The sequence below is a fragment of the Aporhodopirellula sallentina SM41 genome (genome assembly GCF_000346505.1).
Taxonomy (GTDB): Bacteria; Planctomycetota; Planctomycetia; order Pirellulales; family Pirellulaceae; genus Rhodopirellula; species Rhodopirellula sallentina.
The window spans coordinates 1-26,369 of the sequence record NZ_ANOH01000236.1; the positions used below are offsets into that span (position 1 = coordinate 1).

Sequence of the window (26,369 nt, forward strand, 5' to 3'; positions counted from 1 at the left end):
AGTGTCGCCGTCACACCGAAGAGCAACATCTGCGTCGCCATCAACAAACGACGCTTGTCGATCCGATCCGCGAGAACCCCCGCCGGTATCGCCAGGACCACGATCGGCAACGACATCGACGTGCGAACCGCCGCGACCATCTCCGGACTGCCCTGCAACGTCGTCATCAACCAACCTGCACCGACCTCGTGGATCCACGTACCCAGGTTGGAAGCGAGCGATGCGATCCAAAAGAATCGAAACAGCGGCAACCGCAGCGGTTCCCAAAACGCCGCCTTGCGGACCGGAGTCGGTTTCTTCTCAAGCGTTCCCGATTCACTACCGACAACGGCCGAACCGCTACTCTCGGCAGCCTCATCTCTGGCGAGCACTTGCGGCGCACCATCATCCCGTCCGCCCGCTGGGGCGATCGTTTGCCCACGCCGAACCGGCGTCGGTATCGTGCTGACATCGCTGCGTGTGGGATTCGGTAGTGTGCGTGAGGGAGTAGACAAAAAAGGCAGACGTGTGGTTAAGAGGAAACGCGGTTAAGAGGAAACGTGGTTAAGTGGAAACAAAGTCCGAACAAACGTTGTTGTCGGCACAACAGGAACGGTCACCGCAATTATCCGGATCCACCGACGCCCTGTTCGGAGTGATTGCGAGATTGCATGCCCCGGTGTTGTAGCGTTGCAAGCAGACAACCCTAGCCACCGAATCCCGTGCTTTCATGCGAATGATCCAGTGTGATGATTGAGATCACCCATCTTCAAAAACTCTACGACGACACACTCGCCGTCAAGGACATCAGCATCTCAATTCCCGCTGGGGTGGTTTGTGGGCTAGTCGGCCCCAATGGCGCCGGAAAAACCACCACATTACGCTGCCTTGCAGGCTTAATCCGCCCCACTGCGGGCGAGATACGGGTTCACGGACTGTGTCCGATCGAGGATCAGGTCGAACTGAAACGCAACGTCGCCTACGTTCCCGACGACCCACCGCTCTTTGATGACCTTTCGGTCGGACAACACCTCGACTTCGTCGCGCAGCTCTATCGCATCGCCGACCACCGCCGACGCGCCTACGATCTGCTCGAACGATTTGAGCTGCTGCGCAAATACGATTCAGCCGTTACGTCGCTCTCGCGTGGCATGCGGCAAAAACTCGCGATCGCGTGCGCCTATCTGATCGAACCTCCCGTCCTGCTTCTCGACGAACCGCTCACCGGTCTGGACCCGCCGGGAATCCGCACGCTGTTGGACTCGATCACCCAGTACGCCGGTCGTGGCAACACTGTCATCATCAGCAGCCACTTGCTGGCGATGATCGGCGACGTTTGCGATCAGGTATGGATGATGCACGGCGGAACCGTTCGATACCACGGCGCCACCACCGCACTCCGAGCCTCGTTCCCACAAGCCGAATCGCTCGAACAAGCGTTCTTTGCAGCCATGACGGTCGTCGGATGAGCACCGCATACTCCTCTTCGCTCGAGAAGTCTGTCTCAACGCCACGTTCCTTGGCAGGATCCGCGGAGGGCTCCACGTGGAAACACCCGCTCGAAACGATCTGGCATCTCGAAGTCATCCGCGTTACCTACCGGCTGCAGCGTTTCTGGAATCGGTTGCGTTCGCCTCGACAAGCCGTCGCATCGATACTCGCGATCGCCTTCGTGCTGCTCTACGTCCTCGCCGGGTTCACGATCCTGTCGCGTCGTGAGGTCGTCGATCCGTCCCGTCTGCAACTGTGGTTGTCCGGCGGCATGGTGCTGTACACGATCTACCACTCGATCAAATACCTATGGTCGACGCGGCCCGCCGACGCCCCGACCTGCGTTGTCACGACACCAGCCATGGCGTTGTGGATCGGCGGTGGTCCGATGCCACGCCGCTTTGTCGTGCTGCATGATATCGCCCGCGTCGTGCCGGCAACGTTGATGAAGTCTATGTTGCTTTGCGTCGTGATTTGGCGTGACGTCCCCAACGTCTTTTGCCTGTGGCTGGGTGTGTTTCTCGCATTGTTCACACTCGAATGGATGCGGCGGATCGTCAGCCATGTTATCGACGCAATGAACCGTCGCGAAAAGAAAACCCTGCGAGCCGCCAGCCTCGTCATCGCACTCGCATTGGTCGTCGCACTCGGCCTGCAAACGATCAACAACGCGCCTCCCGGAGGCGATCCCGCGATGTACATGGCGACCGCGATCGGTGAAGTCGCTATGTTTGCCTCCGGAGACGCCGTGCAGTGCCTCGCGTTGCCCCTGCAACCGGCCTCGCATCTCGCCGTCAGCGAACCGATGTGGCCGTGGACGACGATCATTCCTGCCGGATTGATACCGCTGCACGGCGCCGTTCTGTTGCTCACGTCGCTCGTCGCGATCGCGTTACTCGGATACGTTCTCATCCGTTTGGACGACTGGGCGATTGAGCGGCGTCATAATGATGAACAAACCCAACTTCGGAATTGGAACGCGAAGCCCGAGTCATCCGGCGATGAACTCAGAGCCGCATTGGCACAACCCAACGGCGCGATCGCAGACACCGCCTCCATCGCTGAAACCCGCTCGCAATCTCGTTCGCAAAAGCACAACCCACTGATGCGGTGGCCCGTCGGAGCGATCGTTACCCGGCAACTCCATTGCATCCGTCGCTACCAAGTCAACGTCATTGTCAGTTTTGCGATCCCGATGGCGGTCTCGCTGTCACCATTGTTGATGCCATCAAACGGTCTTGCCGGCCAAGTCGCCAAGCAATGGATCTTTGTCATCGGCGGCATCGCCCTGAGTTCGCTGTTGCTCGCACCGCCCGCGTTACAGATTGACTTTCGCCGCGACCTCAAACGGATGTGTCTGTTGCGTTCGTTCCCCCTAACGTCGACCGAGATGTGCGCGGGAATGCTGTCTGTCCCCGTCGCAATCACCATTTTGTTTCAGTGGATCACGTTGGCGATCGCCGCGATCATCGCCAGTGTTTCGTTGGTGCAGGTCGGTTGGTTGGCACTCGCCTTCCCGGCGTTGGCGTTGCTCACCTTTGCGGTCGAAAACTCCTTGTTCCTCGCGTTCCCTCACCCGATCCATGAACAGGGAATCGCGATGGTGATTCGCGCCAAGATCACGTTCCTTTGGAAAGGCATCGTGCTCGCATTCGTGCCCGTGCTGCTGTTCCTGTGGATCACCGCTTGCCACCAAGTCCTTCCCGCCGCGGTCGTGATCCCGGTCGCCTTCGTCGGCAGCCTGATCGGATGCTGGTCTGTCGCGTTGGCCGCATTCGCTGTCTTGGTTAGATGCTGGAAACGGTTCGATCCCGCGTTCGACACTCCGCCCGACTGAGCCGATACAATAGCGTGACGGATCGCTGTTCGGCCCACGTTCCGACCGAAGGACGTCCTCCTCGACGATCGAATCATCCATGCACGCACGCCCCCTTTTGATCCTGATCGCGATTCTGTTCGGTGCGGTGTTTTCATCGCAGCATACGCATGCAGGACTCTCCGGCGAGAACGTTGCGTTGATCGTCAACGCATCATCCGTCGATTCGTTAACGATCGCCAATCATTACGTTTCCCTGCGAGAGATCCCCGCCGGCAACGTGATCCTTCTCGACGACGTGCCGTCCGGACTGACGATCAGTTTGGATGTTTTTCGCGACCGTATTCTGCGGCCGATTCTCAAAACGCTCGACCAGCGAGGTCTCGCGCCGCAGATTCAACTGATCGCTTACTCGGCGGGCTTTCCAACCTCCGTTTCGATCGGATCGCATACCCGCAAACTCACCGACGAAGCTCAAAAGAAATACCAGAAGCCGACCGCGTCGATCAACTCACTCACGTATTTCTACCGCTGGGTCCTCAGCGATTCGCATCTGTACCTCGGGTGGGCATCGAACTTTTACGCCCGCGGTCGTTTTGAACGACACTTCATCAATCCCTTCGGGGGCGAACCCGGCGAATCGTTCCAATCCGCATCGGACGCAGCCAAAGCAGAAGACTTCGCCAAGGCCGCCGAGAAGTTTGAATCTCTTTCAAACGAGTACCCGACGCTGCACCCGCTGAGCATCCTCGCTGCCGAGAATTGGCTGCGTGCGGGCAACGAAGCGAAAGCGTTCGAACAAATCGGCGAGGCCGTTCGGCACGGTTGGATCAACCGGAGGCAGTTGACCGAAACCGATCCGCTTCGCCAAATGTTCAGCCCAGATGAAGGCGAACTATCCCCGGCGAGGAAACGTCTGCTCGATCGCCTGCAGGACGTCCCCGTCGCTTGGCAAGGCCCGATCGCGTTCTCCTCTTCGGTCGGTTGGACCACCAACGGTCACCCCGCTTCGGCCAAACGGGGCGCGATGACCTACATGCTCTCCTGCGTGTTGGCGGTCATCCATAAAAACGGCAGCACCTTGCCGCAAGCAATCGAGGTGCTCGAGCGAGCCGCCAAGGCGGACCGCAGTTATCCCTCGGCAACGTTCGGTTTCTCCAAAACGAGCGACGTCCGTTCGACCACCCGCTTCGGCGGCACACCCGACGCGATCGCCTGGCTGTTGTCGCGTGATCAGAATGTCGAGATTTTTTCGTCTTCGCTGCCCAAAGACCGACGCCGGTACGTCGGCATGATGCTCGGCGCAGCGACGCTACCGCTTTCCAGCCGAAACTGGTCCTTCGTTCGAGGTGCTCTCGCTGAAAACCTCACCTCGCTTGGCGGCGTGTTCGGTTCTCGCTCCCAAACCAAACTCACCGAAATCCTTCACGCCGGCGCAGCGATCAGCTCCGGCGCGGTCGCCGAACCGTATTCGTTGCAACCAAAATTCCCGACCGCGATGATCTATCCGTTTTACTACGAAGGTGTCTCCGCGATCGAAGCGTTCTACCTGACACTGCAGTCCCCTTATCAAATGCTGATCGTCGGTGACCCGGTCTGCCAACCGTTCGCCCGCGCCCCCAACGACTTTGTCTCGATCAAAGCAAACGACGTGGCAGAGACAACAGCCAACGTCGAGGCCAACGCGCCCGATAAGGGATCAACCAACACACCAGCCGTGACGGTCCGTTGGCAAACACTCCCGGATACCCCGATGAGCACCCCGACGAAAGAGATGGAGATTTACATCGAAGGGAAACTCGCCAATCGCTCGCGACCGCTCGCCGATGCCAGATTGAACCTTCCCGAAAACCTTCGCGGCGCAATCGATTTCCGAATCGTCTTGATCGGCAATCACCCCACCGAACCGAAGATCAGCTTCCGTGAAGAAGTCGTCTTCGGCGACTCCGACCGTCTCCCGCGTCTCGAACGACTCCGCAAAGACAAGCATGATGAACTGACCCTGTTTGTCGAAAGCCCAGACGCGGAAAAGATCGACATCGTTCACCTCGGCCGCGTTGTCGCGAACGTCGACTCCGCCGCGGGTCGCATCGAACTCACCCCGGAAACGGTCGGCCGTGGCACCGTGCGACTGCGAGCGATCGCCCATCAAAACGGCCAGCAAATCCCAGGACGAACGTTCGAATTCGAATGGGAGTGACCCCGATCGGTTATCAGGACGGTGACGTGACCGATCGCCGTAGCTAAATTCGCGAGAATTCAAACTTGTCACACACCCGAAGTCTTGGCGACTCCGGCTACGCCAGGCTTCCCAATTCCCATCGCAAAGTAGGCCGGATCAAGGAGCCTCGCGACGCAGCTCCGGCAATCGCAAGGCGTCTCCTGCCCGAACAGCGCTACGCTCGGTCCGGCCTACAAGCATCCCCCGTAGCGAAAATCGCCGAGATTTTCGGCACCCCACAATCCCTTCCAGCCTTGGCTGGCTCCGGCCAAATGCTTCTTGAAAACGCATTACGACTCAAGCAACCGTCCGTAAAGATCACGATAGGCGTCTACCATTCTCTGCACCGAAAAGTCGGTCTCCATGCGACCTCGGTTCGCCAACCCGACTCGATCGGCCAAGCCTGCATCTTCGAGAAACCGATCAACTTTCTGGACGAACTCGACGTCGTTGTTCGGCTCAAAACCTTGCTCGGCATCGTCGCCAATCAGTTCATCGCTCCCCTCGACGCGGCTGCACACCACCGGCTTGCCCGCCGCCATCGCCTCGAGCACGACGTTGGGCATCCCCTCGTAGTGACTCGGCAAGACAAAAACGCGGCACGCCGCGATCAGAGGAGCGACATCGGGTTGCCATGGCAGCACACGAACTCGATCGTGACCGACCTGTTCAGCCCAACGCGTGAGAGCTTCACGCTGCGGCCCACCTCCGGCAATGACGAGCTTCCGCTCCGGCCGATCGACGAACCGGTCGACCGTACGCTGCAACAAAGCGAGATTTTTCTGCTCGTGCAAACGCCCGACGAACAACGCGACCCGCGACTCGGGTGGCCATCCGAGTTGACTCCAATCAAACTGGACCGCGTCACGAAACCGCTGCGTCTCGACGCTGTTGGCGATCACGCTGAGTCGAGTTCCTGGCACTCGGTACCGGGTCTGCGAAAACGCACGCACCGCCTCACTGACGCACACGACATGATCCGCCTTCCGCAGGGCCATCCCCTCGGCAAGTATTCGCAACCGATTCGGATCCGCCACGCGAACGCCACCAACCCAAGCTCCATCGCCTGCCCCCTTTTTCCGAGCACCGATCGCATAACCGGTCAGGACATTGGCGTGAAAGAGAAAACTCTGCCGGACCGCGTCCGGACGCTCCGCCAACCATCGTTTCAACTTCCGATAAACCGATGGCAATTGGGCAGCACCGGCCCCGTCGCCACTGGCGACGTTAACGTTGTGTTCCAACAGCGAATGCAACAGTTGATCTTTCCCATCGCCTGGCCGGTCTTCCTGTGGAAGCGATCCCAGGGAAAACACCCGAACGTCATCACCGCGTTCCTGAAGCCCGATCGCCAACCGGGTCAACGCCCGCTCGGCACCTCCGACATCGAGTTCGGTGATGACCAGGTCAACCTGCATTAAGTCGCCAACGCGTCCGAGATACGGAGCGTTTCTTCCACCAATTGATCCACGCGTCCGGCAATGTCTTCATCGGCCAACTGATCGCCTTCGAAGTTTTCGCCCGTCGCGTAAACGAATCGGGGCACGATCATGCAGCGAAAATCCAGCATCAAACTGTTCGCGAGCCCCATCACCGACATGTAACTGCCTTGCCCACCGGCGGCCAACATTAACGCCACGACTTTCCCCGTCCATGCTTTCCCGGTCAACTCGACGGCGTTCTTGATCGCCGCGTTGACGTCGTAGTTGTAGACCGGCGACGCAACGAATACCGACTCCGCCTCGCGAAGCAACCCGCTCAACGCGATAACCTCTTGGTCACCGTACGCGGTCGCACCGTCACACGGTGGCAGAACCCGCTGCGACAAATCGAAAACGGTGACCTCTCGCCCCTGATCCTCCAACCGGGCACGAACCTCTCTCGCCAAGATACGACTGCGGCTGGTCGGATGGAGCGAAGAGCTAATGATCAAATGCATGTCGAGAACGTGACCGAAAGAGGAAAATGGAATGCTACGAAATGGACACTCACGCGGTGAAGAAAAACCGCGTCACATGATAGAAGATAGGTGCGGCAAAACAAATGTTGTCGATCTGGTCCAAGACGCCCGCGTGACCTTGAACGAGCGTGCCCGTGTCCGTCACACCTCGATCACGTTTGATCGCGCTCATCGTCAACGTACCGACACTGGCCATGATCGTCACGACAACCCCCATCAACAACGCCTCCCACCAAAAAAACGGCGTCGCCCAACGGAGCAACGCGGCGATGACCCCCGTCGTCATGATCGATCCGAGCACGCCTTCCCACGTCCGCGACCCGTTGATGTCCGGCGCGATCACGTGCGAACCGATCCAACGACTCCAAACCCGCTCGAGCGTCAGTGACAACTGCGCGATCAAAACGAAAAACATCAACAGGTTCGTCGCGCTGCCGTCCCACTTTTCACCGCCCGTGCGGACCAGCTCCAGGTACAAAAGCGCCGGAGCATGCGAGAGACAGTACACACAGATCAGCAACCCGTACTGGATCTTCGCGCAACGTTCCAAGAACCGCTTGGCGTCACCCGCGATCGCTGCCCGGGCAGGAATGAACAAACTCGCGTACACCGGAATCACGATCGTATAGAACTCGTAATTCTGACTGCCCAAACCGATCAGGATGTACTGCATCGGCGTGAAGACAAAAAAGATCCAAAACAGCGTCCGGTGATCCCCTCGCCGCGTCGGCGTCATCGAGATGAATTCGCGCAACGCCCAAAAGGATACGAACGCGAACAACACGACCAACCCGATCCGCCCGGTCAACGAACCGATCACGAATACCGCGACCATCGTCCACCAAACGCGAATCTTCGATTGGTAACGTTTGATCAACGCCGCATCGGTTCCCGGCGTGTTGCTCCGCCCCATCACCACACCGACGATGGTCGCGATTAACAACGCCGCCAGGATGACGGCGATCAACAGATAGGTGGAGAAATCGGGCACGCTGTTTCAGGCACCTTTACGAGTGTTTGAAATCAACTGGAAACCGAAACGATCACACAGTCGCTCTTACTTGGCAATCTTAGCGACCACGGCCGCGCCCATCGCTTCAGTACCGACCGCCGATTCCGAATCGCCACGGGCGAGGTCCGACGTCCGCAACCCATCGGCGAGAACCTCAGCAACCGCTGCCTCGATCAGATCGGCTTCCTCGTTGAGCGACATCGAATGACGCAGCATCATCGCCGCAGCGAGAATCGTTGCCAACGGGTTTGCAACTCCCTTGCCTGCGATGTCCGGCGCACTGCCGTGAATCGGCTCATACAGTCCCGGTCCCGACTCACCGAGCGACGCACTCGGCAGCATTCCCAACGACCCCGGCAACATCGACGCTTCATCAGTCAAAATGTCACCAAACATGTTCCCCGTCACGACCACATCAAAATCAGCAGGCCGATTGATCAGGTGCATCGCCATCGCATCAACGAGAACCACGTCGTAGTTCACATCGGGGAATTCTTCGGCCATCACTTCCGCCGCCACGCGTCGCCACAAACGACTCGGTTCGAGCACGTTTGCTTTATCGACACTGGTCAATCGGTTCGAACGACCTCGCGCCGCCTGCGCCGCCATCCGTACGATCCGCTTCACTTCCGATCGCGAATACGTCATCGACTGGAACGCGGTCTCGTCCTCTCCTTCGCCCGAACTGCCCGACTCGCCAAAGTAGATCCCGCCGGTCAGTTCACGGAAGAACAGAATATCGGTTCCCTTGACGATGTCCGCCCGCAACGGCGAGGCGTCAGCGAGTTGGTCGAACAGTTTGATCGGCCGCAAATTAGCAAACAGGCCCAACTCCTTTCGGATCCGCAACAACCCGGCTTCGGGACGTGTCTTCGCCGACGGGTCATCCCACTTCGGTCCGCCAACCGCACCTAGCAAAATCGCTGACGCCGAACGACACGCATCCACCGTCGCTTGAGGCAGCGGGTCGCCGGTCTCGTCGATCGCGATACCGCCGATCTGCTGCGAACTGAACGTGAATTCGTGGCCGAAACGTTCCGCGATCGCCACCAAAACCAGGCGGGCTTGTTCGACAATTTCCGGACCAATCCCGTCACCGGGAAGCAAGACGATGGAGTGTTTCATGGGGGAAGGACGTGAATGCGAGAGTCAGACGGGTTACGAAAACGCCCCAGATTAGCCGAATCTCATCGCTTGCCCCAGGGTGCACTCATCCGGACAAACCGGCATCGAGACAAACCACCCGTAAGCTCACACGACGCGGCGTACTCGCCGCACACTCGTTCCCATGCCGGGTTTCCCAATCGCATCTACTCTTCGAACTGCATCTCGATCCCGCCAATCACCCCCGCACACAAGTTGTACAGGAAGGCCATGATCACCCCGCCGATGAACCCCATCACACCGTAAAACAGCGGCATCAAAATCGCACCAATGAGACCTCCCACCATCCCCGCAGCGACGTTATCGCCGGCCCCCGCAGCCCCCACCAATGCCAGGAACACGAAGAACACCGCCACGACCAAGCCGATAAACACATACAAAGCCCCCAGCATCTTCCCACACGACAAGGGGTCGACCCGCTTGAGCCGCAGCGAACGCATCTGCCCGCGCGAAAACGCGTCCGTCGATGAGGCTGCCGTGGGAGCACCGTAGGGATTGCTTGGAGGAACACTCATCAGTTTTTCCTTTGGGAGAAGGACGCCAATCCAATGATCGACGCGGGTGACAGATAAAAACAACCGAACGCGTTCGCGAAAGACTCCTACTCGCCAGAGCCCGCCGACACCCCCAGCATACCAATTCGCCAGACGGCGGTGCGCGAGTCAGCAGCAGAAATGCGTAGCCGACAAACCGAATCGCCTAACCGGCAAAGAAATACCCCCGCAAACGGCCAACCCCAATCGGCCAACCAATAGCGAAGCCAGCTACCACGCAATCAACACCACAACTCGGTGGTGATCATGCCTCCTCCGCTGATGTGCTCCTTGCTCAATCGCAATCCCGACTCGGCAAACAGATCCCTGACCTCGGCGAGCCTCCGGTTCTGCAACCCGGTTTGCAACCGAAAGAACTGATGCATCGTCCACAACAGCAACCGCGCCCTCCATCGCTGCCATCCCTTCTCGGGCAAACAGAAATCGACGTAGTAAACGACGCCACCTTCACGCAAACCGGCAATCCAATCCGGCAGCTTTCGTTCCAACTCATCACGACGAAAACAGTCAAGGAAGAACGGCAACACCAACACATCGTAAACGCCACGCGGAGGCGTCCACTCCAGTGCATCGGCGCAAACAAAGTCGACGTGCCGGGCCGCATCCATGGCTTCCACCCGGTGACGCTGGCGTCGCAACATCGCTTCGCTCTGATCCACGCTGGTGATACAGCCAGCGTGCAAACTCCCCACCGGCTTCGCCTCCCCATCAACAGTGCCCCGCTCATCGACAGCACAGCGAGCATCGACAGCATACCGAGCGTGAGCACACAACCGCTCGAGCAACCTTCCGTCTCCATCCCCCATCAACAACAACTGATCCCATTTCGGCAGATCACCTACAAGCGCTGCCCGCCCACGCTGCAATTGACCACCGAACGCCAACCGTTCGATCGTTTGATACATCGGCGCCAACCGATCGTAGCCTCGGCGAGAACGCGACCGGCCGTCACGTTTCAAACGCAACACAAGATCACCGCCGGCGGCGTCCACAACACCGCGTCGACCCACACACCGCGCACGTCAAAGATCGTGTTGGCGAGCATCGCCCCCTGATTGCGATTCACCGACGATCGCCGAGTTTCATGATCCCCCGCCGCGATTGCGATCACCGCCAACCCCATCGCGGCAATCAGAATCGCCGCCCCGACCGGAGTCGGTACGCCCAGCAACGCCGCGATCGGCAACGCGATCACAAACGCAAACACACCCAACGACCGGTTCATCAACCGTGTCACCCCGTTCTCCGAACGCGTCGCAATCGAAGCAAACGACTGGGCTTCGTCGAGATACCTCTCATACCGCGCCACCAACACGCAATTCACACAGAACAAAATCGCCATCCCAACCGTCGCCGCCCCGAGCGACAACAACGTCGCACCATCACCAACCGTCTCTGCGACAAACACACGATCCGCCCACGCCGTCAACGAAACCCCCAACGCAAACAACACCCCCACGCGAAACTCCTTCGGGATGGTTCGCCGCTCTCTTCGAAACCCCTTTGACGCGAACTTGCGACGGGTCGCGGGATTGCGATCGGTCGCGAGATTGCGCTCGACCAATGACGAGGGAAAGTGAACCCCCGCACCGTAAACCAACACCGCCGCGGCTAGCACCAAACCACTCCGCAGCACCTCGGGTGACAAAAATCGAACCACCACGAACGTGTCCGCCAGCAGCACTGCCACCCACGCCGCGAAAAACAACCGCCGATGCCGTAGATAGAAAGCGTGTCGCAGAGTGTGCGGTCGACTGCGATCCAACCGTGACGCATCGAGCAAACGATCCGCTACATAAATCAGCCACACCGTGGTCGAAAGCGCGATCATCTCCGGCCAACTCGCCGACCGCTGACAGAAACTACGCATCAACAACTGCTGCCACGCGGCGGCAACCAACACCGCGTCGAGAGACAACACGCTCAGCAACGCCGCCACCGGAACGCGTGAACTCGGCGTCTCGCGCTCCCCCGGTTGTTTCTGATGATCCCCGTCGTGGTTCAACATTTCTCTGGAATCCAACATTGCTCTGGCGACGCGTTCCATTGAAAACGCTTCGGGGTATCATTGCCCGTGCATCCGACCTCCGCTCTTGTCAACGTCATGGCCAAACTCTACTTCTATTACTCCGCGATGAACGCAGGCAAGTCAACCATGCTGCTGCAGTCGAGCTACAACTATCGCGAACGGGGAATGAACACGCTGATCCTCTCCCCCGAATTCGACACCCGTTTCGGCTCAGGCAAAGTGGCGTCGCGAATCGGCATCGCATCGGACTCGGTGACGTTCACGCCCTCAGACAACCTCAACGTCGTCTTTGAGAACTTCCTTGCCGGCGAGATACGTGCCGGGGAAGAGGTACGTGCCGGGGAACTCGCCCCACTCGGCGAAACCGACAACACCGCCGAGACTGCTTCGTCGCCTCCCCCTCCATCGTCACAGCCATCTTCGTCACAGCCATCTTCGTCACTACCGACTTCGTCGTTGCACTGTGTGTTGGTCGACGAAGCCCAATTCCTCACCCGGGCTCAGGTTCGTCAACTCAGCGACATCTGTGACTGGCACAACACACCGGTTCTCGCCTACGGACTCCGCACCGACTTCCAAGGCAACCTGTTCGAAGGCAGCGAAGCGTTGCTCGCGTGGGCAGACAGTCTCGTTGAGATCAAAACCATCTGCCACTGCGGACGCAAAGCCACGATGGTGCTCCGCATCGACGCCGAAGGAAAAACAATCAAAGACGGCAGCCAAATTCAAATCGGCGGCAACGATCGCTACGTATCCGTCTGCCGGCAACATTTCAAACAAGGCATGTCCGAACGCAGCGACGACGAACTCCCGCTAATCGATTGAGAACCGATCCGAAAGCTGCCCCGCCGATCACTCTTCCACCGATAATCGCCGCCGGCTATCGGTGAAACGAACCCCTCTTCTTATTCGCCACCGTCGCCCGAGGCTTCGGACGCGTCAACCTCGTCGCCTTCATCTGCGTCGCCTTCATCTGCCTTGCCTTCGTCAGCCTTGTCTGCGTCAGCCTTATCTCCATCTGCCATGGCTTCTTCGAACGAGGTGAAACGCCAACGAACAGTCTGCCCCGGCTTCAATTCGGTTGAACCGATCCCCTCGGTCGCGAACTCACCGTCGATGGTATAGGTCCAACCGCGTTCCGCATTGGTCTCCACGCCGCCGATACTTTGGACGAACGCCGTCACTCCGCTGCCGGAGATCACCACGCCCGGGTTTTCGATCTTCTTCATCACCGATTCGAGCGTTGTTCCTTCACCGACATCGAAACTCTTTTCAAACAACGGCTCACGCGCCTCTGCCGATTCGTCACTCGCCGTTTTGTCCGAATTGACAATCGTCACCGTCACCGAACCGATCGTTTCACCGGCAACATCCGTCGTCTCGGCATCGTCGGCAGACTGCGTGGTTGTTTGAGCGCGACATCCACTCAGCGTGATCGCCCCCACGCACAACGCCACCAATCCCCAACACGTTATCCATTGACGAATCTCGGCCTGCGGCGCCGAAGGTGAAACCAAACGACCGAAAGCAACACGAAGCGGTGACGAATTCATCGACGATCATCCATTAACGAGAAAGTGAAACGGGCATTAACGAGAAAGTGAAACGAGGAGCCAACGCATGGCGGGACCATGGCGTCTTGGTTCATCTTGTTATCCGGGCCCAAACGCTTAGTATCTACTACCCACACGAGGCATCCAAGACGGCTGAAACCCCACGCACCTCTCGGCGTTGCCCCGCTTTCGACCTGCCTATCTCTTAACGCTGCCCACCTCTCCCTCCTTTCCCTTCGATGAACATGACCGACTCGCTGTTTGATCGTTCGCAACCGAGACGACCACAAAGACATCAACCGGCGACACCGTTGTCCCGTTGGGCGGTGTCATTGACGGCGCTTTGGGTCCTGCTCCTCTGTGCCGCACTTCCTCTTCATCACACGCACGGTCAATCGGCCACCCCCGCCATGACAAAAAACGCACCGATCCAATACCCGCAAACCGCGACCGTGGACGTGACCGATGACTACCACGGACGCACCGTCGCCGATCCCTATCGCTGGCTCGAAGACGTCGAAAGCGAAGAAACCGCCGCTTGGGTCAGCCAGCAAAACAAAGTCACTCAGGCCTACCTCGACAAACTCCCTTCACGCAAACCGATGCGTGACAAACTCGAACAACTTTGGAACTACTCGCGAACCGGTCTCCCCGTTCGTCGCGGCGACCGTTACTTCTTCTCGCACAACGACGGATTGCAAAACCAAAGCATCCTGTACACGGCCCCCGCCGACATCGCATCGGATCAACTCAGCGAGAAACGAACGGTCTTGATCGACCCCAACACACTCAGCGAAGACGGAACCGTCGCGTTGGGCTCCTGGCGTCCGAGCGACGACGGGAAACTGCTCGCCTATTCGATCGCCGACGGCGGCAGCGATTGGCGAACCTGGCACGTCCGCAACGCCGAAACCGGTGAAGACACCGATGACGTCGTGAAGTGGTCCAAATTCAGTGGCGTCGCATGGACGCCCAACAGCGACGGCTTCTACTACGCTCGCTACGCCGAACCGGTCGAAGGCGAAGAACTGACCGGCACAAACGAAAACCAGATGCTCTATCTGCATCGTCTCGGCACGCCGCAATCCGAAGACGTCTTGGTCTACTCGCGTCCTGACGAACCACAGTGGGGCTTCTCACCGAGCGTGACCGAAAACGAACGCTACCTCGTGATCGAAAACTGGAAAGGCACCGAACCCAAAACACAAATCTTCCTTCGCGATTTGCAAAACGACGACGCACCGGTTCGTCCCATCATCACTGGGTTCGATGCCGACTACCGCTTTGTCGCCGCGGTCGAATCAACGCTGTACTTCCTGACCGACCTCGACGCACCGCGTCGACGTGTGATCGCGATTGACGTGGCCGATCATCTTTCGGATCCCGACGCGATGCACGAAGTCGACCGCTCAACGTGGACGTCCATCATCGGCGAAACCGACGACACGCTCGAGGACGTTTCCTTGTTGGGTGACACGATCTACGCGAGCTACCTCAGTGACGCGCTCAGCAAAATCGTTCGCTACTCACGAGAGGGTCAACGAATCGACGATGTCACGCTGCCCGGGAAAGGTTCCGCGAGCGGCTTTGGCGGACGATCCGACGCGACAGAAACGTTCTTCTCGTTCAGCAACTACGTCACCCCACCTAGCATCCACCGAGTGAATGTCGCGACCGGCGAAAGCGAACTGTGGCTGCGTCCCGAAGTCCCATTCAACGTCAACGATTACGTAACCGAACAGGTCTTCTGCGAAAGCAAAGACGGGACCCGCGTACCGATCCTGATCACGCGTCATCGCGATTCAAAAAACGACGCAAGCAACCGCACACTGTTGTACGCCTACGGCGGGTTCAACATCTCGTTGACTCCGTCGTACTCACCCGCCGTTGCCGCATGGCTTGACAGCGGCGGAGTCTACGCGGTCGCCAACTTACGCGGCGGTGGTGAATACGGCAGTGCGTGGCACGAAGACGGCATGCGTCTGAAGAAACAAAACGTCTTCGACGACTTCATCGCATCGGCAGAGTACCTGATCAACACCGGCATCACACGTTCGGATAAACTTGCGATCCGTGGAGGCAGCAACGGCGGACTGCTCGTCGGTGCCGTCATGACCCAGCGTCCAGACCTATTCGGCGCCTGTTTACCCGCCGTCGGTGTGATGGACATGCTGCGCTATCACAAATTCACGATCGGCTGGGCATGGGCAACCGAATACGGCAGCAGTGACGAAGAAGACCAAATCGACAACCTGCTTTCGTACAGCCCATTGCACAATTTGAAACCAGGAACCTGCTATCCCGCAACACTGGTCACAACCGCGGACCGAGATGACCGAGTCGTTCCCGGACACAGCTTCAAATTCGCCGCCGCACTGCAAGCCGCACAATCGTGCGACAACCCAACCCTGATCCGCATTGAAACACGTGCCGGACACGGCGCAGGAACACCAACGAGCAAAAAGATCGACGAGTACGCCGACCTCTGGTCGTTCCTGATCGAAAACTTGCAGTAATCCCTTCTCGCTGCGAACACCACCAGCATCATTCGCCCGATCCACTCACGCGTTCACGCCGCTCATGTTCCTTCAAGCACCCGATGATTCCCCCTACGACCTGCACTTCATGCTGTTCGGTTTCCCGATCCGCATCGCATGGACGTTCTGGTTGGGTGCCGTTGTGATCGGACACAGTTTCGCGTCGTCGATCGATGATGCTGCCAAGGGACTCAGCCCAGGTATCTTTCCGCTGCTGTTTTTGTGGACCGCTTGCTTGTTCGTGTCCATTTTAATTCACGAACTCGGCCACGCGTTCGCATTTCGCTTCTACGGACGCGAAAGTTCGATCGTGCTGTATCACTTCGGCGGCTTAGCCATCCCGTCCTCCATGCGCAGCGACGGAAGAGGGTTTGCGGACTCGTTTTCGTCACATCGATCCAATGAAATATCCGATTTAGTGATCGCATTGGCCGGTCCGGTGGCTCAACTCGCATCCGCATTCATCTTTGCAGGCGCGATCACCGCAATGGGCTACGAAGTCACAGCGTTTTACGCGATGCCTTGGCCGCTCGATCGTCTCGTGAGTTGGTTCCCTGGCAAACCGGTCACCAGCATCGGTTTGAACGCCACCATTTTCTTTTACGTGTTCCCAAGTGTCCTTTGGGCGCTGTTGAATTTAGTGCCCGTATTCCCACTCGACGGTGGTCGCGTCATGCGTTCGCTCGTGTTGATGAGCGGTGATCGTGGTGACACATGGCTGTGGATCAGCATGGTGAGCGCCGGTGCGGTCGCGTTCTACGCATTAACACAAGGCGGAGCACCGATCATGGGCTTGCTGTTTCTCTCGTTGGGCTTTGGCAATTACCAGATGATGCAGAGTCCGTATCGTTAAACGCAACACGCAGCAACGTCGTCTGTTGATCGCATCTACGTTGCATCGACAACGTTGTTTTTCATAGAAGCAACACCGCCATGCGTTGCAATGATCATGACAACACACGTATTGATTCAACTCGGACGTCGAACATGACCGACAATGGATCGATGTAGCCAACGTTCAAAATCAACACGTGTGGTTGCAAAACGGATTCCTCGTAGCAAAAATCTTTGCTAACGCAACCGCTTTTTTAGAAAAAGATGTTGCGGAATTTGTGGAAGCGCGTACAGTTACGCGCTAGTGTGTTAACGGTTGCTTTTGCTTGCATGGTCGATGTGGAACATCGAAGCACGCGGGAGTGACTACCAACTTGTGTTGATGAGCCGTGGCCGGTGGCTTTCAAAGCACTTCGATGAAACGATCGAGCGACCTTCGTGGTCAACCGATTGGATCATCCAAAGGTCTTGCAAAGTCACAATGACTCATCAACCATTTTCTTTCTCGCGGAGGAAGTTGTGGCCAAGAAAAAAGCAACAGGCGCTAAAAAAAGCGTCAAGAAGAGCGTCAAGAAACGGGCAGCCAAAAAGTCGGTGAAGAAACGCGCCACTAAGAAGGCTACCAAGAAGAAGGCAACCAAGAAAAAAGCTACGAAGAAGAAGGCTTCTAAGAAAGCTTCGAAGAAGGCTGTCAAGAAGTCCACTCGTAAGAAAGCGACTAAGAAAAAGGCAGTCAAGAAGAAGGTTGCTAAGAAAAAGCGTCGCTAGACGCTCTTCCACGGTTACCCTCCGCAACGAGGGACTCCGACAATCCATTTGCCAAGCCACGCGAGCCCGAATCCGGTCAAACGTGGCTTTTTTTGTGCCCGCATCGCAGAAAACGAGTGATAACCTAGGGTGAAACACCACCGCGATCGGCCCGACATACACCGTTCGAACGCACCACGGACACCCAACCCCACCCGTGCAACGACGATCGCCGCCACCGGACAACGATCGACGCATTTCGATACCACGTCGCACCCGAAGACGATGACCGAACGACGCAACCGCTGAGCCACACTCGCTCGTCTCAAATCGCCCCCATCGATGCCCTGTACGGCACGGCGATCCATGAAAAAACCTCCCCCCTCCCATACCAACCCGCCCGACCCAACGGACCACCGTTGCGATGACGATCGCAACGACGATCGCAACGACGATCGCAACGACGACTGCAGCGACGATTGCGACGAAACGATCCTCACCCCACGGTTCGACGCGCACAGAATCCCTTCGCAAACCCCGAACGCAGACAACCCCGACACACCGCATCGAGACCCGCCATCCCCCGAGGCGACCTGTGTCGAACCGATGCATTCCGCACCGGCCGCACCAGGCCATGACGTCGACCAAACCCTACCGCACGGACACGGTCACGATCACGACGCGCAAATGCGTGCGGCAATCGAGATCGCAGCGCGCGACACACCGGCGAGGGACTCGCGCCGCGACAAAGCGACTTCGAACGATCACTCAGCAGGCAACATTTCCGACGATCGCTTCCCCGCATCACTGCCACCTGGTTGCCGTGTCGACGAGTTTCGAATCATCGCACCACTCGGCCAAGGCGCCTTCGCGTGCGTCTATCTCGCACAACAAGTTCCCATGCGACGCCTTGTTGCGTTGAAGATCTCCGCAGGTTCGCATTTCGATGAAAGCGATGCCGAAGAATCACGCACACTCGCTCGACTCGACCACCCGGGCATCGTTCGTGTCTTCGACCAACGTCGACTGCCCGGACACAACGCGCACTTGCTGTACATGCAATACCTTCCCGGCGGAACACTCGCCGGTGCGGTTGCACGTGTTCGCAAATTTCGACAAACACTCGCGCAAGATTCCTCGCCTTCGGAAGCACCTCGCGAACCGACCGGGCAGATACTCCTCGACAGCATCGACGAACAACTCCTCAACGCATCGCAACAGGTCCCTGAACATTCATCGGTGCGTGAATGGATCGCCTCATCGTCATGGCCTATCGTCGTTTCATGGATCGGCGTCCATTTGGGCAACGCACTCCAAGCCGCACACAACCAAGGCGTCTATCACCGCGACGTGAAACCCGCAAACGTTCTCTTGTCCGCCGAAGGCTTGCCGCGACTCGCTGACTTCAACGTCAGCGCCAGCGTTCCGGCATCAACCACCAACACCGACCCACGAAACCAAACCGATAGTGATCGCGACGACGACGACGATGACCAAAACACCTCGGCATCGCCGGATCATGACACCAACAGCAACGCGAATCGCAGCAACACAGCCAACGATGTGTCACGTTCGATCGGCGGTTCGCTCGCGTACATGGCACCGGAACAAATCAGCGCGGTCGAGCACGCCGTCTGCGACGTATCGTCACAACGTTCGCAACACCTCAACGTCGGTGCACTCGCCGATGTCTATGCAACCGGAGTGCTCCTGTGGGAACTCTGGCAAGGACAACGACCGTTCTCCGACGAACCCTCACCGATGCGAGGTAGAGGCTGGTTCGAACGACACCGCGAACGACGAAAGAACGCCCCCGCTTTCGCCGCAACCCCGTCGCCGACCACCGACGCCAAAGACCGCCGTGGGCGATGGACCAAGAGCGACGAGAACACGACAGGTTCGCAGCGTGTTCTCGAACAAGTCCTCCGCCAAGCGATCGAATTCGATCCGAGCAACCGCCCACAAAGCGCAGCCGAACTCGGCGCCCGTTTGCGTTTGGCTCTTTACCCCGACGCTGCCAAACTGTTCGACCCGGCACCTCGTTCGTGGGCGGGTCGGTGCAGCCGTTTTTCGCCATGGCTGATCGCCGCCACGTTCATCTTGCTGCCAAACATTGCCGCGGGATGCTTTAACTTTCTCTACAACTACGTCGAGATCATTGGCCGTTATCCGGAACTCAAACCACGGTTCTTCTCGCTCGCCAACGCAATCAACTCGATCGCGTTCCCGCTCGGCGGAATCCTGATGGTCATGACCGCCAAACCCGTCGCCTCGGCCATCCTGAACGCCCGCGCGGGCCAATCCACCGACGCGGAATCCATCCATCGAACCGTGCACCTCGGACGCCGCGCCGCATGGATCGGAGGCATGCTGTGGTTGGTCGCCGCGGTCGTGTACCCGCTCGTGCTCGTCAACGGCTCACCGAGCCTGCCGCCGGTCGCCGCGTGGCACTTCTTCGGATCGCTCCTGATCTGTGGCGGCGTCGCAGCGGTTTACCCCTTCTTCGGGCTCGTCGTCATGACGTCGAAGGTCTACTACCCCTGCCTGATCCGCAAAACGATGCAAGACCCGCAGTTCGACCAACGACACGCCGACATCCGAAAGTGGTGCGGGCGTTTCCTGCTAGCCGCCGCCGGTATCCCGCTGCTCGGCCTCGCACTGTTGCTCTCCCGAGACACGATCGCCAAGTACGTCGTCGCCTCCGCCGTGGCCGCAACCTTTGTCGGGCTCCTCGCCGCGTTCGCCGCCTACCAATGCGTGCAAACGAACTGGGACACGATGAGCGAAGTACTCTCGACCCGAAAAAGAAACGCCGCCTCCATCCGAGACTAGCGAGCAGTCTTAGCTCTTAGCTCTTAGCCATTAGCCATTAGCCATTAGCCATTAGCCATTAGCCCTCGAGTCGAGACTCGCGGCAGCCCCACCACGCTTCCGCCCGGGCTCGTCCCGGCGGAGCCACAACTGACAGCTACAAAACACCCCCAAAAATCCCCGGATCTCCGCCGGGCTCGCCCCGGCGGAATCAACGCCCCACACACCTACAACGAACCACCATCCCCCACCAAAGCCACGCGAACGTCACACACATTCGTCCCCGTCGGCCCGGTCATCAACAAACCACCGGCTTGCTCGAAAAATCGATACGCATCATTCCGCTCGAGAAACTCATCCGGCGACAAACCCAGCTCCAACGCCCGCCGGTGCACCTCGCCATCGATCCATGCCCCCGCCGCGTCCGTCGGGCCGTCCTCGCCGTCACTGCCACCTGACAAGATCACCAATCGCTGCCACTCAACATCGCTCAAACCCTGCGACAGCAACCACCGATACGCCGCCAACACCAACTGCTGGTTCCTGCCACCCTTGCCGCGAACGGACGCCTCGGCGAGCCGAACGACCGGCTCGCCACCAGTGATCAACGCATCTTGCCGATGCAGCGACTGATCGCGACAGAGCATCTCGAGCGTCATCTGCGCCAGATGCTCGCCCACCTCTTCGGCGAGCCCCTCGCTCTCCCTCGCCGACTGCATCACGTGGTTGTACCCCAGCGACTCGGCGACGATCCCCGCCGCATCCACCGCGACCGCGTTGTTCCCCACCACCGTGATCGGATACTCCGCCTCATCGCCGTGCGGCGTCGATGACGACTGCAGCACCCGGTACACCGATTCCGGCAACGATTGCTCCGGGTCGTACTTCGCGAGCACCCGCAGTGCGTCCTCACGAGACGACGAATCCCGGACCGTCGGCCCCGACGCGATCAAATCGAGAGGATCCCCCAGCACATCAGACAACACCATCGTCACCATCTGGGCACCGGAACACTGCCGGGCCAGCCCTCCGCCTTTGACCTCGCTGAGGTGCTTTCGGACCGTGTTCAGCTCCGCGATATTGGCCCCGCCACCACTGAGGCGATGGATCACCGCGAGCTTCTCCTGCAAACTCACGCCATCGACCGGCCGGCATAACAACGCACTGCCGCCTCCGGAGAGCAGCATGACGACCAAATCACGCGCCCCGGCACCGTGAACCCATTCCAAAATCCGGTCAGTCCCCCGAATCGACGCTTCGGTGGGCTCGTTCAGCCCCGCCGGCCGAGCCGCACAGAGGGTCAAACCGGCGGGCCAGTCGATATTTGCAGGGATTTGGTCGCAGCCCTCGGGAACGTTCACATGCCCGACAATCGATAGCGGGGCTGCAGCAGCCCGATCGAGCATTCTCTCGCAATCACGAATCTGCTTCACAAAGCCGACCGTCATCGCCCCAGACGCCTTGCCCGCACCGATCAGAACGATCCGGTCAAACGAGGAGCGGTCCACTGCAACCTCCCCCAGCAACAGTTCACTCGATTCCAACCGAACGCAGTCGCGCATCAGCGTTTCGCCACGAACCGCATCCACCCCCGCAGAAAAAATCGCTTGCGAGTCACGAGCAAGATCACGCATCATCCAAACCTCCCGTCATCCCAAAATCACAAACCCCAGCCAACATCCCCGATCGCCCCCGCCCCCGTCGACGCCGACATCCCCAAACACATACCACACACAACTCCCCACCTCCACAAACGCTCGCCCCGCTCCGAGGCCGTGCAGTTTTTGAGTGCTGTGTTCGTGACGTCTCGCAGAACCCCGCCCGCGCGGGACGTCGATTTTATTACTGACGTTCTTCGAGGCGTCCTTCGCCCAGGACCTGAACCGTAGTAGACGAGGCGACGAGTCCTTCCCCACGCAAGGGACTCGTCGCCTCTCCACTACCAAATGCTGCCCTTAACCAATCGCCCCCCAGCGATAGGGCCTGGAGAGCGAGCGTTCAGCGAGCTTTCTGGGGGAGGGCAATCCGCGCCGCTTCCCATGCCCGGCCCCCACCCCCACGTACGCCTGAACAGCGTCGCTCGACCTCCCCATCGGGAGAGCCGAGCGAAGCAAGGGGGGTTCAGCATCGAATCCAGCGCGTAACCCTCCCGTCCCAAAGCGGCCCGCACCCTCTCAAAGCGACGGTAAAAAAAACAAGCACGACCTCCTTCGGAGAAAGGCCCTCCCAACCAACCACCAACCACCAACCACCAACCACCAACCACCAGCTAACAGCTAACAGCTAACAGCTAACAGCTAACAGCTAATGGCTATCCCCCAATCGCAATCCCCCAACAACCAACCAATTAGCTGTCATTCCCGCTCCCCCGTGATATCCTAGGGAACGCAAGACCGCTTCTTTTCTGACGAAGGACCTCGCCATGAGCAAAACGATGCAAGACTTCACCGACCTCCTGCTCCAAGAGGGCGTCATCAGCCTCGACCAGCTTTCCGAAGCCGAGGAGGTCTCGCGGAACACCAAAGCCGAAATCGGCGACGTCCTCGTCAAACTCGAGTACGCCACCCCGGAAGAGGTCGCCCAGGCGATCGCCAAATTCCACAAAATCCCCTACGTCGACCTTCGCAGCGTCCGGATCAACGAATCGGTCATCGAACTCGTCCCCGAGTCCGTCGCCCGCGAAAACATGGTTTTGCCCTACAAAGAAGAAGACGGGGCACTCACCATCCTGATCTCCAACCCCTTCGACCTCGAAACCATCGAAAAGCTGCGGTTCATCCTCAACCGCAAAATCGAAACCGCCCTGGCCCCCAAAGAGGCCATCAACGGGGCCATCAACCAGTACTACGGGCAGGTCGAAGGGGAATCGGCTGACTCGATGCTCCAGGAATTCACCGACACGGCCATCGACTTCACCGAGACCGACAGCGGCGGAGACGCGTCCGATGACGGAGACATGGACGACGATTCCGCACCCGTCATCCGCCTGGTCAACCTGATGATCGCCGAAGCCGTCCAGTTGCGGGCCAGCGACATCCACGTCGAGCCCTTCGAGGACCGTGTCCGGATCCGTTATCGAATTGACGGCGTCTGCGTGCAACGCGAAGCCGCCCCACGCCGGATGCTCTCGGCCATCATCGCCCGTATCAAAATCCTCTCCAAAATCGACATCTCCGAGAAACGACGCCCCACTGACGGACGGATCAAAATCACCGTCGGAGACAAACAGCTCGACCTCCGCGTCAGCATCATTCCGACCAACCACGGCCAGTCCTGTGTGATGCGGCTCCTCGACAAGGACAACATCAAAGTCGGCACGCGGCAACTCGGACTCTCCGAACGCGACTTCCGCAATTTCAACTCACTGATCAAACGTCCAAACGGGATCATCCTCGTCACCGGACCGACGGGGTCCGGAAAAACCACCACCCTCTACGCCTCGCTCAACGCCCTCAACCGGCCCGACCGAAAAATCATCACCGCCGAAGACCCCGTCGAGTACTACCTGCCGGGCATCAACCAAGTCGAAGTGCGGCACAGCATCGGACTCGACTTCAGCCGCATCATTCGGGCGATGCTCCGCCAGGCACCGAACATTATTCTCGTCGGTGAAATGCGAGACCACGAGACCGCATCGATGGGAATCCAGGCCTCATTAACTGGACACCTGGTATTCAGTACGCTACACACGAACGATGCGCCCAGTGCCATATCACGGATGGTGGACATCGGTGTCCCCTCCTATATGGTGGCCAGCTCCGTCATCGCGGTCCTCGCCCAGCGACTCGTGCGGACCATCTGCCCCCGCTGCAAGGTGCGGTACCAGCCATCCGAAAGCGTGCTCAAGGATTCCCAACTCCCACCTGAGATGATCGCCCAAGCGGAGTTCAGCAAAGGCCGTGGATGCACCTACTGTGGACGCTCGGGGTACCGCGGCCGGATCGGCATCTACGAACTGATGCTGATCAACGGAAAACTGCGTGAACTGATGTTCAAAGGCGGCACAACGAAACAGGTCCGCCAGGAAGCGATTGCGAACGGAATGTCAACGCTTTACGCCGATGGAATGCTGAAAGTCATCCGCGGGGTGACCACATTCGAAGAGGTCTACCGGGTCGCAAAACAGACCGAACAGGAAGACCTGGCGCTCGACCACATCACCAAAGAACTCTCCTCGCTGTAACCGCCCCAGGTCCCGCCCTGAGGCGACCACTGCCACCTCGCGATTGGCGTCCCGCCGTCGCGAGCGGTGCCAAAACGCGACACAGCAAAAGCCCCTCGCGTGGCCCAACTGACACCAACCCGCGAGATCAAAACCACTGGCTCGCAACGCCCCCTCTCTGGGTGCGTGAAACCCGTTTCCAACGTAACGGTTCTGCGATCTTTGAGGCGCCCGATGACGCGTCAGTCGCAACGGAACGAGTAAAACGTTGCCTTTTCACGGGTGTTTCACGATAATGCTCGCAACTGGCACGCAAGCCGGTCATTATTTTCCCAGCGTCAGATCGCCCCAATTATCCTTTTCTTCCGATCTGCCTGACCCAGCCTTTGGCAATCATTTTTTATCCCAACAGGTGCAACCCGTTTCCGAACCGCATCGCACGAGCGAATACCCGCGGGCCAAACCGCCTACGCGAGCAACCAACTCGGCTACTTATCTCTTGCGACTTCCAAACGGACGCCCCTGATTCCGAAACGACGTTTGCTAGCAAACTGGCTCGATTGAGCCGTCCGCTGGCACACGCATCCTTCCCACCACCGTTCCGGCAGATGCCGTCGCGTTCTCCGCGTGTTCACCGGAGCAGGCGATGCTCGTGTCGTGGTTTTCGGTGTGTGGTGAACTCGCGTGCGTGAATCGTCTTGTTTGATAACCCTGTTCTTGTTCTCCCCATCCACACCAATCTGAACCGAAACCAGGAAACGCCCCGAGCACCCCAGACAATCAATCCGCCGTTGGGCGGCAGCCCCATTTGCCCGTGCCAATCAGTGCCCGGCCGAATCGCTGCCCATGCCAATCGCGGCTAACACCGATCGACTGATGGTTCTTGGACCAGCACTCCGCACTCACCCCACCATAGAACTCGGTCAACGCGATCCACTCCGATCACGGTGGCACGGAATTGACGGTGACGCGGCACGTTTCGAATCAGTTTTCCCCACCATTACAAATTAGCGGACGCCATGGCCCAGGTTCTCATCGACAAACTGCTGCAAGCTGCTGTGAAGCAGGGCGTGAGCGATATCCACATTGTCGTTGGACAACCGCCCGTGTTCCGTCTGCACGGCCGGATGCGGAAACTCGAGACGAAGACGCTCGAAGCCGAAGACGCCGTGGGGCTGATGAAGAGCATCACGCCTGAACGGTGCCAACGGGAACTTCAAGAGACCGGTTCGACCGACTTCGGGTTCGCGTTCGGCGAACTCGCTCGATTCCGGGTTTCGGTTTTCAAGCAACGTGGCTTCATCTCGATGGTGCTGCGGCAGATCCCCAACGACAAACTCACCCCCGAACAACTCGGACTTCCCGAGTCGGTGGTGAAGATGGTTCACCGCCCGCGGGGCCTGTTCCTGGTGACCGGCCCGACCGGTTCGGGTAAATCAACGACGCTGGCGAGCCTGATCAACCTGCTCAACGAAACCGTCGACCACCACATCATCACG

20 protein-coding genes are annotated in these 26,369 nt (G+C 58.8%); 10 read left to right on the forward strand and 10 right to left on the reverse strand.

Translation table 11 applies throughout. The annotated features are described in order from the left end of the window. The coding region (locus RSSM_RS16180) for an MFS transporter (RefSeq protein WP_236621185.1) at window positions 1–494 on the reverse strand (494 nt) is incomplete at its 3' end. Window positions 495–728: 234 nt separating this feature from the next. Between RSSM_RS16180 and RSSM_RS16185 the strand changes: the two genes are divergently transcribed. The 3 genes from RSSM_RS16185 to RSSM_RS16195 all read left to right on the forward strand — a co-directional run bounded on the left by RSSM_RS16185 (window position 729) and on the right by RSSM_RS16195 (window position 5,486). Further along, window positions 729–1,448: an ABC transporter ATP-binding protein gene (locus RSSM_RS16185; RefSeq protein WP_044302743.1), complete on the forward strand. Its 720-nt coding sequence runs from the start codon at window positions 729–731 to the stop codon at window positions 1,446–1,448. Continuing rightward, a complete protein-coding gene (locus RSSM_RS16190; protein WP_008680884.1) occupies window positions 1,445–3,307 on the forward strand; it encodes a hypothetical protein in 1,863 nt (620 codons plus the stop codon). Before RSSM_RS16185 ends, RSSM_RS16190 begins: the two co-directional genes overlap by 4 nt. Before the next feature lie 79 nt (window positions 3,308–3,386). After that, window positions 3,387–5,486 carry a hypothetical protein gene (locus RSSM_RS16195; RefSeq protein ID WP_044302744.1) on the forward strand — a complete coding sequence of 700 codons (2,100 nt, stop codon included), beginning with the start codon at window positions 3,387–3,389 and terminating at the stop codon, window positions 5,484–5,486. Between the two features lie 311 nt (window positions 5,487–5,797). On the opposite strand, the gene RSSM_RS16200 is transcribed toward RSSM_RS16195, so the two are convergent. The 7 genes from RSSM_RS16200 to RSSM_RS16230 form a co-directional block, all read right to left on the reverse strand. Further along, on the reverse strand, window positions 5,798–6,925 hold the full coding sequence (locus tag RSSM_RS16200; protein WP_008680889.1) for a glycosyltransferase: 1,128 nt from the start codon (window positions 6,923–6,925) through the stop codon (window positions 5,798–5,800). Beyond that, window positions 6,925–7,446, reverse strand: coding sequence for an NADPH-dependent FMN reductase (locus RSSM_RS16205; RefSeq protein WP_008680891.1), 522 nt, complete (start codon window positions 7,444–7,446; stop codon window positions 6,925–6,927). Before RSSM_RS16205 ends, RSSM_RS16200 begins: the two co-directional genes overlap by 1 nt. A 49-nt stretch (window positions 7,447–7,495) precedes the next feature. After that, window positions 7,496–8,458: a phosphatidate cytidylyltransferase gene (locus RSSM_RS16210; protein ID WP_008680893.1), complete on the reverse strand. Its 963-nt coding sequence runs from the start codon at window positions 8,456–8,458 to the stop codon at window positions 7,496–7,498. A 66-nt stretch (window positions 8,459–8,524) separates the two neighbouring features. Then, on the reverse strand, window positions 8,525–9,604 hold the full coding sequence (leuB, locus tag RSSM_RS16215) for a 3-isopropylmalate dehydrogenase (RefSeq protein WP_008680895.1): 1,080 nt from the start codon (window positions 9,602–9,604) through the stop codon (window positions 8,525–8,527). A gap of 185 nt (window positions 9,605–9,789) precedes the next feature. Beyond that, window positions 9,790–10,158 (reverse strand): hypothetical protein, encoded by a 369-nt coding sequence (locus RSSM_RS16220; protein ID WP_144059872.1) that lies wholly within the window; start codon window positions 10,156–10,158, stop codon window positions 9,790–9,792. A gap of 260 nt (window positions 10,159–10,418) precedes the next feature. Further along, complete coding sequence (locus RSSM_RS16225) at window positions 10,419–11,102, reverse strand: class I SAM-dependent methyltransferase (protein WP_236621186.1); 684 nt, start codon at window positions 11,100–11,102, stop codon at window positions 10,419–10,421. Between the two features lie 50 nt (window positions 11,103–11,152). Further along, window positions 11,153–12,205: a hypothetical protein gene (locus tag RSSM_RS16230; RefSeq protein ID WP_044302749.1), complete on the reverse strand. Its 1,053-nt coding sequence runs from the start codon at window positions 12,203–12,205 to the stop codon at window positions 11,153–11,155. Window positions 12,206–12,301: 96 nt separating this feature from the next. On the opposite strand from RSSM_RS16230, the gene RSSM_RS16235 reads away from it, so the two are divergent. After that, complete coding sequence (locus RSSM_RS16235) at window positions 12,302–13,051, forward strand: thymidine kinase (RefSeq protein ID WP_008680903.1); 750 nt, start codon at window positions 12,302–12,304, stop codon at window positions 13,049–13,051. Between the two features lie 80 nt (window positions 13,052–13,131). Here the strand turns inward: RSSM_RS16235 and RSSM_RS31745 are convergent, their stop codons facing one another. Further along, entirely contained in the window at window positions 13,132–13,779 is a 648-nt protein-coding gene (locus RSSM_RS31745) for a DUF4430 domain-containing protein (RefSeq protein ID WP_008680905.1), read from the reverse strand. 410 nt (window positions 13,780–14,189) lie between these two features. On the opposite strand from RSSM_RS31745, the gene RSSM_RS16245 reads away from it, so the two are divergent. From RSSM_RS16245 to RSSM_RS16265, 4 genes are all read left to right on the forward strand, one after another. Then, entirely contained in the window at window positions 14,190–16,295 is a 2,106-nt protein-coding gene (locus tag RSSM_RS16245; RefSeq protein WP_081613808.1) for a prolyl oligopeptidase family serine peptidase, read from the forward strand. Between the two features lie 64 nt (window positions 16,296–16,359). After that, window positions 16,360–17,169, forward strand: a complete 810-nt coding sequence (locus tag RSSM_RS16250) for a site-2 protease family protein (RefSeq protein WP_008680910.1) — start codon at window positions 16,360–16,362, stop codon at window positions 17,167–17,169. 419 nt (window positions 17,170–17,588) lie between these two features. After that, window positions 17,589–17,918 carry a hypothetical protein gene (locus RSSM_RS16255; protein WP_008680913.1) on the forward strand — a complete coding sequence of 110 codons (330 nt, stop codon included), beginning with the start codon at window positions 17,589–17,591 and terminating at the stop codon, window positions 17,916–17,918. Window positions 17,919–18,263: 345 nt separating this feature from the next. Then, complete coding sequence (locus RSSM_RS16265; RefSeq protein WP_008680915.1) at window positions 18,264–20,729, forward strand: protein kinase domain-containing protein; 2,466 nt, start codon at window positions 18,264–18,266, stop codon at window positions 20,727–20,729. A gap of 206 nt (window positions 20,730–20,935) precedes the next feature. On the opposite strand, the gene RSSM_RS16270 is transcribed toward RSSM_RS16265, so the two are convergent. After that, the gene (locus tag RSSM_RS16270; protein WP_008680920.1) at window positions 20,936–22,345 is read right to left on the reverse strand and encodes a glycerate kinase type-2 family protein; all 1,410 of its coding nucleotides are present in this window, start codon (window positions 22,343–22,345) and stop codon (window positions 20,936–20,938) included. Window positions 22,346–23,130: 785 nt separating this feature from the next. Between RSSM_RS16270 and RSSM_RS16275 the strand changes: the two genes are divergently transcribed. Together RSSM_RS16275 and RSSM_RS16285 are read left to right on the forward strand one after the other, a co-directional pair. Then, entirely contained in the window at window positions 23,131–24,891 is a 1,761-nt protein-coding gene (locus tag RSSM_RS16275) for a GspE/PulE family protein (protein ID WP_008680922.1), read from the forward strand. Between the two features lie 998 nt (window positions 24,892–25,889). Beyond that, a partial coding sequence (locus tag RSSM_RS16285) for a type IV pilus twitching motility protein PilT (RefSeq protein ID WP_008680926.1) occupies window positions 25,890–26,369 on the forward strand: 480 nt, incomplete at its 3' end.